The sequence below is a fragment of the Pseudomonadota bacterium genome, assembly GCA_023229365.1.
Lineage (GTDB): Bacteria > Myxococcota_A > Polyangia > JAAYKL01 > JAAYKL01 > JALNZK01.
In genome coordinates this window covers 1-13,695 of the sequence record JALNZK010000141.1, presented here as the reverse complement: position 1 = coordinate 13,695, position 13,695 = coordinate 1, and the positions used below count along the sequence as shown (strand labels likewise).

Sequence of the window (13,695 nt, the reverse complement as noted above, 5' to 3'; positions counted from 1 at the left end):
TTGCTCTTGGGTGCGCTCCCGGCGTGCCAGACCTCGACGGAGAACGGGACGGACGCGGACGCCGATTCCGACACGGACTCGGACACCGACACGGACACCGACACCGATTCGGATTCGGACACGGACACCGAGACCGACACCGAGACCGAGCCGTGGACGCCGCCCACGAACAGCCTCGTGTACGCCAACACCGAGGACAACCTGTACGTGATCGATCCGTCCGAAGGCGGCGCGCTCGAGCTCGTCGGCGCGTTCAGCGGCCCCTGCACCGCGGGCTCCGGCAGCTCCGGGCTGTACGACATCGCGATCTCGGCGGACGGCGTCATGATCGGGATCGCGGCCGAGGCGCTCTACACCGTGGACACCGAGACCGCCGCCTGCACCCTGCTCAACGAGTTCCCGGTCGGCGCGCCGCACTTCTTCTCGCTCTCGTGGGTCGTCGGCGTCGATCCGGAGAACCCGACTATGGAGAAGCTCGTCGCCGCGTCGGTCGAGGAGGGCGAGTGGGTCGAGGTGGTCCCCGAGGGCGAGACGCTCGACGAGATCTTCGTCCACGTCGGCTACCACGACGTGACGACCGGGGGCGGCGAGGAGCTCGTGTCGTCCGGGGACATCGTCTCGATCCAGGTCGGCGAGGCCGAGTGGCTGACCTACGCCACGCTCAAGTGCGCGGACGGCTACTCGGTCACCGGCTGCGAGTCGGACTTCCTCGCGTCGATCGACCCCGACACCGGCGAGGCGACGCTGATAGGCACCGGCACGTCCGGGTTCACGCGGATCTTCGGCCTCGGCTTCTGGGGGGACGACGTCTACGGCTTCACGAACGGCGCCGAGTACCTCACGATCGACGTGACCACCGGCCTCGCCACCGAGGTGCTCGTGCACGACGCCGGGTTCTGGGGCGCCGGCACCACGACCAAGCCCTACGTCGAGATCGAGTAGACACTCCCGCACTCCCCGTCCGTGGTAGAATGCGGAAAACCTCGGAGGTGTGAGATGAGGAATACCCACTGGATCGGCCCGTTCGCGCTCGGCTGCGCGCTCCTCGCGGGCTTCGGTTGCTCCCACGCGTCGACCGCCGTCGGCGGGGACGGGGACGGGGACGCGGACACCGACACCGACACGGACGCGGACACCGACACGGACGGCGACACGGATACGGACACGGACGGCGACACGGATACGGACACGGACACGGACGCGGACACCGACACGGACTCCGACGCCGACGGCGGCGGGACGGAGACCGAGACGGAAGGCGCCCCGGGGTGCTCGGACGGCACGCGCGAGGGGTTCGTGAACACCGGGATCTACCCGCTCATCGCCGGCTGCGGCGGCGCCTGGGACGTCGCCGGCATCTTCGACATGCCGATCTCGTGCGAGCGCCAGGCCGGGAACGACGGGACCAACCCGCTGGGCACGGGCTGCACCGTGAGCGATCTCTGCGCCGAGAGCTGGCATGTCTGCTACGGCCGCGACGACGTGCTCGCGCGCAACCCCGAGGGGTGCGAGGGGGTCATGGACGGCGCGACGAGCCCGGTGTTCTTCACGACGCAGATGTCGTCCACCGGCGCGTTCGAGTGCGCGACCGGCGAGGGCGCGACCGACGATCTGTTCGGCTGCGGGGATCTCGGCTGCAACTTCAGCTCGAACCTGACGTGCGCGGAGCTCTGCGCGCCGCTCGTCATGTCCTCGCACGACCTGGGCAAGGGGCTGCGCAACGACGGCGGCTGCGGCGACTGGTGCAACCACCTCGGCAAGTACCCGGAGCTCACGAACTCCTGGTACTGCGGCACGAGCACGACGCAGGAGGCGTTGAACGTCGTCAAGACCGGCTTCACCGATCAGGGCGGCGTGCTCTGCTGCGCGGACTGACGGCGCGGGCCGGCGCCGATCCCAGAGGGAACGGATGCAGCGGAAGATCGCCGGGATCTCCATGGATCTGTGCGGGATGAAGAAGGTCTCGGGCCGCGGCGCGCCCAGGCTGCGGGCGATGCGCGGCTCCTCGTGGCCGTTCCTGATTCCCCACTCGGGGAGGTTCGTGCGGGGCCTGCTGATCGTCGTCGGCGTCGCGGTGCTGTTCTACCTGAACGTCGTCCTTTCGGAGGCCGCGCCGCGGTACTGGTTCGCAGAGGAGGAGGCGGCCGTCGCCGGGGTGGAGGAGGCGGCCCGGGACGCCGGGTACTCCGTCGTGATCGGGGGCGCCTTCCTCGCGATCGCGGGGCTGATGATCGCGAGCGGCGTCCGGAGGATCCGCAAGACGATCTGGGTCATCGAGCACGGCGTCGCCGCCGCCGCCAGGGTCGTCGACGTCCGGCAGACCACCCAGTGGCTCATGCGGGGCAAGCAGTCGGTCTTCACGATCCGGTGGAAGGCGACCTGCGAGCTCGAGTTCGCCAAGAAGGGCCGGCGCAGCTTCGAGATCACCGCGGCCTCCGAGGATACCGTGAAGCCGGGCGACAGCCTGGACGTCTGGTACGACCCCGGCATGCCCCGGAACGTGCTGGCCGTCGACGCGATCCCCCGCGCCGTGCTCGCCGGGATCGAGTGACGCGGCGTTCACCCGCCGGATGAAGCGCGCGCGAGGGCGCGGCGGGTCGCTTCGGGCGTGGAGAAGCGGATACGCGGCACGCCCGCGATCGCGTCATTCGTTCCGGGAGCCCTTGCCGAGGCAGGCGTCGAGCTGCTCGGCCGTGGTCGCACCCCAGCAAAAGACCGAGCCGTCGCGCCGCAGCGCGCACGACTGGTAGGCGCCCACCGCGAGCTCGCGGACCTCGGTCAGGCCGGGCACCGGCGTGGGTGCGGACGAGTAGAGGCTCCCGGACGCGCCGCCGTCGGCCTGGCCGCAGTCGTTCTTGCCCCAGCAGCGGACGGTGCCGTCCCGGAGGACCGCGCAGGAGACGCCTTCCCCTGTTGCGATCCGCGCGACGTCGCGCAGCCCCTCGACCGGCGCCGGCAGGTAGCGCGAGCCCGAGCTCCGGCCGAGCTGGCCGCCCTCGTCGCCGCCCCAGCAGCGGACCGTGCCGTCATCGAGCCGAGCGCACGCGTGGTCCCATCCGACCGCCACCTCGGCGACCCCGGCGAGCCCGGGCACGTCCACCGGGATCGGGTACGCGTCCCGGCACATCGTGGCGACCATGTCGCCCCAGCAGCGGACGGTGCGGTCCGCGAGCACCGCGCACGCCTGCGCCCCGCCGACCGAGATCGCCGTCGCGCCGCGCAGCCGGACGATCGGCGCCGGCGCCGCTCGCGACGTCCTCGTTCCGTCGCCGAGCTGGCCCGATTCGTTGCGTCCCCAGCAGCTCGCGCCGCCGCTTCCGATGGCGCAGCTGAAGCCGAAGCCCGAGGCGATCCGCGCGACGCCGGTCAGGCCGGGCACCGCGACGGGCGTCTCGACCCAACCCTCGGACACGGCTGGCCCGAGGCGCCCGTCGAGCGCGGCGCCGAAGCAGCGCACCGTGCCGTCGGTGAGGCGGGCGCAGGCGTGGCTGTCGGCCGGTCGGATCTCCTCCACGCTGGCCAGCCCCGGGATCGGCGCCGGGCGGCTGCGACCACGCGGGTCGTCGCCGAGCGCCCCGCGGATCGAGATGCCCCAGCACGCGGCGCTGCGATCGGCGAGCACGGCGCACGTGTTCCAGCCCGGGTCGATGGCGATCGCGAGCGCGCCGGAGATCCCGGGGACGGGGGTGGGCGGCGTCGGCGCGACGGACATCTTCTTCGCCCGGGCCGACCACGAGAGGCGCGCCGCCATCCGGCACGGCTCCTCGGTCGGCCAGGGGAGGGGTGTCGGCTCGGCAGCGTCGGCGCGATCGGCGACGAACGGCGGGCCCGCGGGCGCGGCGTCGGGCGCTCCGTCCTGCGAAGCGCCGCAGCGGGAGCAGCCGGCCGCGAGCGCCGCGGAGGCGAGCAGGACGATCGGCGCGAACCGAATTGCAGACCTCGGTTTCATCCGAAAAGGTTTAGCGGACGGCCCGGCACGTGACAAGCGGCGCGGAGGCGGGACGCGCGGGTGCTCGTGGGTGGCCTCGGCCTGATGGCGACGGCTCCGTCACTTCCTGGCATACCCATTGCACGTCGATTCATTCGGGGAGTGGACGCACCAGAACGGAAGGAGCGGGCCATGAAAAACAGCGAAAAGAGAGACGGCAAGCGGCTGCTCGCATGGGCGCTCGCGGCGACGGCGATCATCTGGCCGATGCTCGGGTGCGGCGAAGACGACGTCGATGACACCGGCGGCGGGCCGGATGCGGATACCGACGCCGATTCGGATACGGATACCGATTCCGACACCGACACCGACGAGGATGCGGGGTGCGGCGAGGACGAATTCGACGAGGCCGAGTGCCCGGAGATGTCGGGCTGGAGCGACTGCGTCGTGCACGTCCGCCCGGACGCGGCTGCGGGCGGGGACGGGAAGACGTGGGGAACCGCGCTCTCCGATGTCCAGACCGCGCTCGACACGGCGCGCTGCGGCGTCGTGACGACCGATCTGTGCGGCGCCTGGCAGGTCTGGGCCGGGGCCGGAACGTACGACCCGTTCGCCGACTGCCCCGAGACGACGATTCGGCTGCGCTCGCAGGTGGAGCTGTACGGCGGCTTCGCGGGGACCGAGGCGAGCCTCGAGGAGCGCGACCCGGAGGCGAACGAGACGATCCTCGACGGCGCGAGCGTCGCCGATGTCGAGGATCTCGCCCCGGTGATCGTCACCGCCGACAGCATCGCCGGCGCGGTGCTGGATGGCGTCACCGTCGCGCGGAGCGGTCACGTGGGCCTCGGCGTCAGCGGCGCGGAGCTCTCGGTCCGGGGATGCCTGTTCACCCAGAACGAGGGGTTAGGCATGATGATCTTCTCGGACTCGGTCGAGGTCGTCGACTCGAGCTTCGTCGACAACACGGGCACCTCCGGTGCGGCGATCTACGCCGTGTATTCGTGGAACATCTCGATCGAGGGATGCCTGTTCAGCGGCAATCACGCTCCCGACGACACCACCTCGATAGCCGGGGCGGTCTTCTTGCTGGAGTCGTCGGCGCGGATCTCGGGCTCCGCGTTTTCCGGGAACACCGGGGGGTCGGGCGGCGCGCTGAACCTGTACAACTCGATTGCGGACGTCCAGGGGTGCGACTTCACCGGCAACACCGCCAACGGGGAGGACGGGGGGAACGGATGGGGCGGAGCTGTCGCGGCGCTCGAGATCCAGGACATGGGGAGCCTGTACCCCTACCACCTCCCCTACGTCCTGACCGTGTCGAACAGCACGTTCGCCGACAACACCGCGGCCGGCGACGGCGGGGCGATCGGCGTCTGGCACATCGAGCGGCTCTCCGTGGTCAACAGCACGTTCACCGGCAACTCGTCGGGAGACGGCGGGGCGATCCACGCCGATAGTCTCGACTCGGTCGACATCGCGAGCTCGATCTTCTGGGACAACGGCGACGCGTCGATCCCGTCCGGGAACGCGACGGTCACGTACTGCGACGTGCAGGGCGGCCACACCGGCGAGGGCAACATCGACGCGGATCCTCTGTTCGTCGACGCGGCGGGCGGGAATCTGCACCTGCAGGCCGGCTCGCCGTGCGTCGACACCGGCCTGACGAGCGCGCTCCCGGCCGACACCTTCGACCTCGACGGCGACAGCGACACGGACGAGCCGCTCCCCTACGACCTGGACGGCAACGCCCGCGTCGTCGGCGCGGCGGTCGACATGGGCGCGTACGAACTCCAGCCGTAGGGGTTCCCGTCACTCCCCCCGGAACCGCGGGGGGCGCTTCTCGGCGAACGCGGCGAGACCTTCCTTCAGATCGTCGGACTGGAGCGCGAGGATCCGCAGGTCGCGCAGGAGGGCGCGGGTCTCGGTCGAGAGCGACCGCGCGATCGCGCCCTCGACCGCCTCGACGGTCGTCCGCGTGCCGCGCACGGCGAGTGGGGCGTTCGACGCGATCCGCGACGCGATCCCCAGCGCCCGGGGCAGGAGAGCGTCCTTCGGTTCCACGATCTCGACGGCGCCGGCTCTCGCGGCCTCGGCGGCGTCGATCGGGAGCGCCGTCAAGAACATCCTCCGTGCGAGCGCAGCCCCGAGCCTCGAGACGAGGCGCGCGACCCCGTCCGCCGAGTAGACGAGCCCGAGCCGGCACGGCGTCATCGCGAGCTTCGCGTCGGGAGCGACCAGGCATAGGTCGCACGCCAAGGCGAGATCGAGCCCGCCGCCGAACGCGTCGCCGTTCACGGCCGCGACGGCCGGGCACGGGAGATCCAGCACCGCGCGGATCGCCCGCTCGAACCGGGCGTCCGGCAGCGGCAGGCGCGGATCCTGCGCGGGGTCGATCCCGCGGACGTCGTACCCGGCCGAGAACGCGTCCCCGGCGCCCGTGATCACGACGGCGCGCGGCGCCCGCGGGGCGATCTCCGCGAGGCGCGCGACCCACTCGTCGAGGAGTGGCTCGTCGAAGGCGTTTCGCCTGTCGGCGCGATCGATGGTGATCAGGAAGACGTCGTCCCCGCGCGTCTCGATGCGGATCGTGCCCATGCCCGGTTCTTAGCACATCGCCCCGCGCGCTCCGACCTTCTTCGCGCGGCGCGGCCGTGCTATATCTCCGCGCCGATGGTCGTGGAGACGCAGAGGAGCCGGCTCACCTGGCTGTGGGCGATCGTGCCGCTCGTCGTGATCGCCGAGCTCGTCGCGCAGTGGCGCATCCCGCGACAGGAGCCGTCCGAGGCGGAGTGGCGGGCCGCGGCCGAGGCCGTGCGCGCCGAGAAGCGCCCCGACGACCTCGTGGTCATCGCGCCGGACTGGGCGACCCAGGGCCGCATGTACCTCGGCGACGCGATCCCGATGGCCGACTTCGGCAGGTTCGACGCCGCGCGCTACGGCCGCATCGTCGAGCTGTCGCTGAACGGCGCCCGCGCGCCGGAGACTTTGGGGCTCGAGGTCGAGTGGTCGAAGGATCTCGGCCGCATCGAGGTGCGCGCCTACCGCAACCCGTCCCGCGTCGGGCTCCTGTACGACTTCGTCGCCGAGGCGCCGCGCGCGGCGGTGAGCGGCGGCGGGAAGGGGCGCGCCCGCCTCGTCATCGACCACTGGTTCCAGCCGCGGCTCGCGGTGCCGCTCAAGCTCGCCGCCGAGCCGACGCGGATCACCTACCCGGAGGTGCCGCTCACGGGCGTCCTCCGGGTCTACTCCGTGGTCGGGTACCGCGAGGCCCGGTTCGACAAGGGGAGGCCGATCGCGTTCGCGGTGTACGTCGACGGCGTGCGCGTGCTCGCGCGGGACGTGGCGAACTTCTCGCCCGTGGAGCCGATCGACGTCCCGCTGACGCGCGGCGGCGTCGGCGCGGTCGCGTTCGAGGCGTTCGCGGCGGATCAGCGGAACCGGGAGTTCTCGGTCGGGGCGTACGTCTTCCGCGCGCCCAGGGGCGGGCGATGACGGGGGCGCGGCGGTTCCCGAGGCTGCCCCACCACGCCGTGGGGCTCGCGCTCGGCGTGGCGTACCTCGCGGTGCTCCTCGCCACGGCGAAGGACGTGGGCTTCTCGCGGGACGAGGGGTTCTACTTCTCGGCGGCGCGGCTCTACCAGGGCTGGTTCGACGTCCTCTCGGACGCGCCGGGGCGGGCCGTCGACCCGAAGATCGTCAAGCGGTTCTGGGAGTACAATTCCGAGCACCCGGCGCTCATGAAGACGCTGTTCGGCTTCAGCGAGCGGATCCTGCACGAGAAGCTCGGGTGGCTCTCGGCCGCGACGGCGCTCCGGCTCCCGGGGATGCTCACCGGGGCGCTCGCGATCTACCTCATCTACCTCTTCGGATCGTTCGCGTTCGGCGCGCGGGAGGGGCTCTTCGGGGCGCTCGCGTTCGCCCTGATCCCGCAGCCGTTCTACCACGCCCACCTCTGCTGCTTCGACATGCCGGTGACCGCGGCGTGGCTGCTCGTCGTGTACCTGTACTGGCGGTCGCTGTCGTCGACGCGGTTCGGCGTCGCCGCCGGGATCGCGTTCGGGTTCGCGGTGTGCGTCAAGCTGAACGCGCTCTTCCTCCCGTTCGTCGTCGGGCTGCACTACGTTCTTCTCCGTTGGGCCTGGCGCCGGCGCAGGGCCGCAGGTGACGCGGGCGCGCCGCCCAAGCCGTGGGCGTTCGTCAGCGGGGCGATCTTCGCGCCGATCATCTTCTTCGCGCACTGGCCCTGGCTGTGGCACGACACCGTGAGCCGCGTCGGGATGTACCTCGGCTTCCACGGCAGCCACGTGCACTACAACACGGCGTACTTCGGCGAGAACGTCATCAACGCGCCCACGCCGATCTCGTACCCGTTCGTCATGACGCTGTTCACGATCTCGACCGTGACGATCGTCCTGTTCTTCGCCGGGGCGTTCCTGCGCGCCCGGCACCACCTCGGCGGCCGGCGCCTGCGCTTCGTCCTGGAACGCACGGCGCCCGTCGGCCCGCCGTCGCGCGACGGCCTCGATCTGCTGCTCCTGATCGCCGGGCTGTTCCCGATCGCGCTCATCGCGCTCCCGAACGTGCCGATCTTCGGCGGCACCAAGCACTGGATGCCGGCCATGCCGTTCATCACCATGATCGCCGGGGTGGGCGCGGCGCGGCTCGCGGACGTCGCGGCGTCGCTCCTACGGCGGTGGCCGGGGAGGCTCGTCGGCGCGGCGGTCGTCGCGCTCCTCCTCCTGCCGCCCTTGCAGCAGACCGCGGCGTCGCACCCGTTCGGGCTCGCGTTCTACGTGCCGCTCATCGGCGGCGCGCCCGGCGCCGCGTCGCTCGGCATGCTGAGACAGTTCTGGGGTTACACGACGCAGGGGGTGGCGCCGTACCTGAACGCGCACGTGGGCAAGGGCGGCCGGGCCTGGTTCCACGACACGGCGCCGCCGTCGGTGGCGATGTTCCGGGAGCAGGGGCTCGTCCGGCGCGACATCCGCGCCGCGAACCGGCCGCAGGACGCGGAGTTCGCGCTCCTGCACCACGAGCTGCACATGATCCACAACGAGACCTGGATCTGGAACGCGTACCGCTCGATCGCGCCGGTGCATGTGCTCACCTACCAGGGGGTGCCGATGGTGAGTGTCTATGGGAATCCTGGGAAGAATGGGAGTCGGGGGAAGCGGTGAAGGGGACGCGGGCGAAGCGAGGCGAGGCCGTGAGGCCCGAACGGCGCGGGCTGCTCGCCGCGGCGATGATCGAGGCCGGCGTGCTCGGGGTCGCCTACGCGGCCGAGGCCGTCGCCTTCAAGGCGCTCGAGCTCGGCCAGCAGGGTGGCGGGGCCTCGGCGACCGACGTGTTCCGCGCGGCCGCGCCGGACCTAGCCCTCGCCGCGGTCTTCGTCGTCGCGCTCGGCGTCCTCCTGTCGATTCCGAGCCGGCTCGTCCGGATCGCCGGCGGGGTGGTCGGCTACGCGGCGATCGCCGCGGCGCTCGTCGTGAACGCCGCGAGCCATGGCTACTTCGCGGCGACCGGCTCGCCCCTCTCGCTCTCGTCGATCGACGTGTGGGCATCCAACGCGCGGGAGATCAACACCGTGATCGCGGGGGAGGCGCTCACGTGGAAGCTGCCGCTCGTCGTCGCCCAGGTCGCGTTCGCCCTCGTGGCCGCGGTCGCGTTCCGGCTGCCCCCGATCCGGAGGAGGCTCGCCGGGCGCGGGGCGCTCTCGCGGCGCGCGGCGATCGCGGCCGTGGCGATCCCCGCCGCCTTCTTCGTGGCCGCCGTCGCGGCGCCGCCGCTCGAAGGGAAGCGGATGGGCCTCAGCCGCTCGGTCCCGCTGTCCGTCGCGGCCGAGGTCGGGCGCGGGATCGCGGGCGACGAGGTCGCCGCGGTGAAGGAGGAGCCTCCGACGAGCCTCGTCTTCTCCGAGGCGCCCGGCGCGCCGCGACCGAACGTCGTGGTCATCGTGTTCGAGTCGCTGAACTGGAAGTCCTCCGACGTCTACGTGGAGGGCCGCAACGCGACGCCGTTCCTCGCGGAGATCGCCTCGAAGAGCCTCGTCGTGGACACCCAGTACACCGTCGTCCCGCACACGTCGAAGGCGATCGTCTCCATCCTCTGCGGCCTGACGCCGTACCCGGGCTCGAAGCGCATCGAGTCGACGCCCGGGATCCTCCCGAAGAAGTGCATGGCGCACGTCCTGCGCGGCCAGGGGTACAAGACCGCGTTCTTCCAGCCGGCGACGGACTTCGAGGAGCGCAGCCAGCTCGTGAAGAACATGGGCTTCGAGACGTTCCGGGGCCTCGCCGACTTCAAGACGGCGGGCTTCGAGAAGACGAGCTACTTCGGCCGCGAGGACAAGATCATGCTCGCGCCCAGCCTCGAGTGGGTCGACAAGGTTAAGGGCGAGCCGTTCTTCCTCACGCTGCTCACGCTCGCGTCGCACCACAACTACGTCACGCCGCAGTCGTTCCCGCGGGCCGACTACCCGGAGGAGGATCCGGACCAGCGGAACTACCTGAACGCCATCCGCTACATCGACGACTTCGTCCGCGGCGTGTTCGAGGGGTTCGAGAAGCGCGGGCTGCTCGACGACACGGTGTTCCTCATCGTCGGCGACCACGGCGAGGCGTTCGCGGAGCACGGCCGCAGGCAGCACGATCTCATCATGTGGGAGGAGGGGCTCAGGAGCGCGGCGCTGATCCACGGCCCCCGGTTCCTGCCGCCGCCCGGGCGCGTCGAGGGGGTCCGCTCGCACCTCGACCTCGTCCCGACGGTGGCCGACCTCCTCGGCCTCGAGGCGAAGGAGGGCTCCTTCGAGGGGCAGAGCCTCCTCGCGCCCGTGCCCGACGACCGAAAGCTCTTCCACGCGTGCTGGTTCAACAACCAGTGCGCGGCGGTGCGCGAGGGCCCGATCAAGACGATCTACCACTACGAGTCGCAGCCGATGGAGGTCTACAACGACGCCGTCGACGAGCTCGAGCGCGACGATCTCGCGGGGAAGGATCTGTACGGCGAGCCGTTCCTCGCGTCGCGCAAGAAGGAGATCCTCGAGTGGAAGGCGTCGATCGAGCGCCGCTACAGGGATTGGGAGAAGGGGCTCGCGGTCGGGCGGGTCCTTAAGGCGCCTCCCGAGATCGCGAACCGGATCTCGGCGCGGTTCGGCGACTCGATCGAGCTCGTCGGCTACGAGGTGAGCCCGCTCGCGCTCGAGGCGGGTGGCGACGTGCGCGCGAAGTACGTTTTCAAGTGCCTGAAGAAGCCGCCCGCAGGGGCCGAGCTGTTCGTCCACGTCCTCAAGGACAAGGGCGGCTACCTGAACGCCGACCACGAGCCCGTGGGCGGGGCGTACCCGATCCGCAAGTGGCGGCCGGGCGAGTACGTCGTCGACGAGCACTCGGTGCACATCCCGGCGGACTGGGCCGGCGAGCGGGCGCGTCTCGCGGTGGGCTTCTGGAACGAGAAGTCGGACAAGCGCTTCGAGGTCGCGGGCGAGGGGCTCGAGATCTCGGACAACCGCCTCGTGCTGATCAACGCACAGGTCAAGGGGAGCCGCGCCCGCGCGACGCTCGGCGCCGAGGCGATCCGGCGCAAGGTCGGGCCTTGGGTGGGCCCCGTGCGGCCCGCGTTCGCGCAGCCTTTGGGGGACGTGTTCGGCGACGCGGTGGAGCTCGTGGGCGTGACCGTGCGGCGCGCGGACGTCAAGCTCGCGGGCACGGTCGAGGTGGACTACGTCTTCCTTTCAATCGCGCCCGTCGGGGCGTGGAAGCTCGTGGTCGCGCTCGTGCCCGAGGCCGAGGGCGGCAAGCCGATCAAGGGCGATCACGATCCGATAGGCGGGCTCTTCCCGCCGAACCTCTGGCGGCCGGGCGAGTACGTCGTCGATAGGCACTCCATCCACATCGACATGTACAAGAGCAAGGTCGGGAAGTACGGCCTGTGGATCGGCTTCCAGGAGGGCGGGAGGCCGGTCCCGGTGAGCGGGAAGAGCCGGACCGACGAGCGCGGCCGCGTCTACCTCGGCGAGGTGACGATCAACCCCAGGACCGAGAGACAGTAGGGGCGCTGCTTGCCGCGCCCGTTGATCCGTCCGCGCCCCGTTGTTGCGGCGAAGAAGTGCGCGAAGAAGTGCTCCGAGTCATTCGGCGCGACCCCGCTCAGCGGAGCAGCTCGATGGACAGCGCCGCGAGGAAGCCGAGGAGCGTCGAGATGCCGGTGACGGAGCTGCCGCCGTGCTCGAACGCCTCGGGGAGCATCGTCTCCGCGATCATCGTGAGCATCGCGCCCGAGGCGAGCCCCTCCATGGCCGAGACGACGTACCGCGTCGTGCCGGCGGGCTCGGCCGGGAACAGCATCGCGCCCACGCACGCGCCTATCGCGGTGAGCGCGCAGAGCGACGACCACATCAGGATCGCCTGCACGGGCTTCATGCCGCCCTCGCGCATCGTCACGGCGCTGGACATCGACTCCGGCAGGTTCGCGAGGAAGACGCCCGCGATGAACGCGACGCTCGGCGATCCGCCCTCGGCGGCCGCGCCGACGACGAGCATGCCGATGACGAGCGAGCCCGGGATGCAGTCGAGGACGTTGCCGAGCCAGATCGCCATCGCGGCGTTGCCGTGCGCGCTCAGCTCCGCGCGCTGGAGATCGATCATGCTCCGCGACTGGACGTTCTCGACCAGCCCGGACATCGCGCGCCGCACCCAATCCGACACCTCGCCCGCGGCGACCCGCTCGCGGCCCGCCATGGCGTGCAGACGCTCCTCGGTCACCCGGCGGAACGCCTCCTTGAGCGCCGGCGACGCGGCGACCTGCCGGTCGAAGTCGTCGCGCTCGAGGCGCCAGAGCCTGACCGGGCCGCGCGCGGTCGCGGTCGCGCTGCGCGGCTTGCCGGTGACGAGCGCCATCTCGCCGAACACCGATCCGGGTTCGAGCACCGCGATCTCCTCGCCGTCCGCGCCGACGATGGAGACCGTGCCCGCCTCGACCACGTACAGGCAGTCGCCCTCGTCCCCGGCACGGAAGACCGCCTCGTCCGCCGCGAGCTCGGCGACGGTGATGTCGGGCAGGAGGCGGACGATCTCGTCGGCCGGCAGCGCGCGGAACAAGGGCACGCGCCCGAGCGCCTTCAGCAGCCGCCGCGCCTCGCCCCGCCGCTCCCGCGCGATGTGCTTGCGGATGAGCGCCCCCTTGCGCAGGAAGCCGCCGTGGCCGTCGAGCAGGCGGTTCAGCCGGTCGAACAGGATGCCGCCGAGCAGCGTGCCGCCGATGGCCGAGAGGAGCAGCGCCGCGTCGACCGCGTGCTCGCCCTCGCCGTACAGCGTGCGGCCGAACAGCTCCACCGTGAAGGCGAACAGGAGCGCGCCCGCGCCGAACGCCATCGCCGACGACGTGATCTTCCGCGACGGCCGCAGCGCGATCCCGAGCGTCGCGCCCAAAGGCATCGAGGACGCCGCGAAGGCGCCCCACCCGGCGGCGGCGAGGGCGATGGACGCATCCATGGGCGGAGCGTCACGGATCGCCGCGGAAAAGTAAAGGCGCCCGCGAAGAAGTGTCAGGGTCATTCGGCAGGCGTTGCCACGCGACTGTTCCGCGTTGCAGTAGTGGTTGTTCCGCGTTGCCACGTGACGGAATGACGGCGCCCGCCGCCGAACGCCGGCGTCGCCGCCGCTCACGGTGACGCGCAACTGCGAATATCCGCGTCTTTCCTGATTCCGCCGATTCGGCACACATCGTGGTTCCCGCCGCGGCGTGCAACAGGCAGCCCGACAGAGAGAGCC

At 71.3% G+C, this 13,695-nt stretch carries 10 protein-coding genes; 7 read left to right on the top strand and 3 right to left on the bottom strand.

The window, feature by feature from the left end; translation table 11 throughout:
- The 3 genes from M0R80_27850 to M0R80_27840 form a co-directional block, all read left to right on the top strand.
- The coding region (locus M0R80_27850) for a hypothetical protein (GenBank protein ID MCK9463452.1) at positions 1-942 on the top strand (942 nt) is incomplete at its 5' end.
- A 54-nt stretch (positions 943-996) separates the two neighbouring features.
- Positions 997-1,875, top strand: coding sequence for a hypothetical protein (locus tag M0R80_27845; protein MCK9463451.1), 879 nt, complete (start codon positions 997-999; stop codon positions 1,873-1,875).
- 34 nt (positions 1,876-1,909) lie between these two features.
- Positions 1,910-2,551: a hypothetical protein gene (locus M0R80_27840; GenBank protein ID MCK9463450.1), complete on the top strand. Its 642-nt coding sequence runs from the start codon at positions 1,910-1,912 to the stop codon at positions 2,549-2,551.
- A 93-nt stretch (positions 2,552-2,644) separates the two neighbouring features.
- Here M0R80_27840 and M0R80_27835 read toward each other — a convergent pair whose 3' ends face one another.
- Positions 2,645-3,949 carry a hypothetical protein gene (locus M0R80_27835; GenBank protein MCK9463449.1) on the bottom strand — a complete coding sequence of 435 codons (1,305 nt, stop codon included), beginning with the start codon at positions 3,947-3,949 and terminating at the stop codon, positions 2,645-2,647.
- A 171-nt stretch (positions 3,950-4,120) separates the two neighbouring features.
- Between M0R80_27835 and M0R80_27830 the strand changes: the two genes are divergently transcribed.
- Positions 4,121-5,728: a right-handed parallel beta-helix repeat-containing protein gene (locus M0R80_27830; GenBank protein ID MCK9463448.1), complete on the top strand. Its 1,608-nt coding sequence runs from the start codon at positions 4,121-4,123 to the stop codon at positions 5,726-5,728.
- Between the two features lie 9 nt (positions 5,729-5,737).
- Here the strand turns inward: M0R80_27830 and M0R80_27825 are convergent, their stop codons facing one another.
- Positions 5,738-6,523, bottom strand: coding sequence for an enoyl-CoA hydratase-related protein (locus tag M0R80_27825; protein MCK9463447.1), 786 nt, complete (start codon positions 6,521-6,523; stop codon positions 5,738-5,740).
- Between the two features lie 75 nt (positions 6,524-6,598).
- Between M0R80_27825 and M0R80_27820 the strand changes: the two genes are divergently transcribed.
- From M0R80_27820 to M0R80_27810, 3 genes are read left to right on the top strand one after another with little or no spacing between them, the layout of a single operon-like run.
- Positions 6,599-7,420 carry a hypothetical protein gene (locus M0R80_27820; protein MCK9463446.1) on the top strand — a complete coding sequence of 274 codons (822 nt, stop codon included), beginning with the start codon at positions 6,599-6,601 and terminating at the stop codon, positions 7,418-7,420.
- Positions 7,417-9,105: a glycosyltransferase family 39 protein gene (locus M0R80_27815; GenBank protein MCK9463445.1), complete on the top strand. Its 1,689-nt coding sequence runs from the start codon at positions 7,417-7,419 to the stop codon at positions 9,103-9,105. Before M0R80_27820 ends, M0R80_27815 begins: the two co-directional genes overlap by 4 nt.
- A complete protein-coding gene (locus M0R80_27810; GenBank protein MCK9463444.1) occupies positions 9,102-11,975 on the top strand; it encodes an LTA synthase family protein in 2,874 nt (957 codons plus the stop codon). The genes M0R80_27815 and M0R80_27810 overlap by 4 nt, the downstream gene beginning before the upstream one ends.
- 97 nt (positions 11,976-12,072) lie before the next feature.
- On the opposite strand, the gene M0R80_27805 is transcribed toward M0R80_27810, so the two are convergent.
- The gene (locus M0R80_27805) at positions 12,073-13,416 is read right to left on the bottom strand and encodes a cyclic nucleotide-binding domain-containing protein (GenBank protein MCK9463443.1); all 1,344 of its coding nucleotides are present in this window, start codon (positions 13,414-13,416) and stop codon (positions 12,073-12,075) included.
- Between the last annotated feature and the right edge of the window lie 279 nt (positions 13,417-13,695).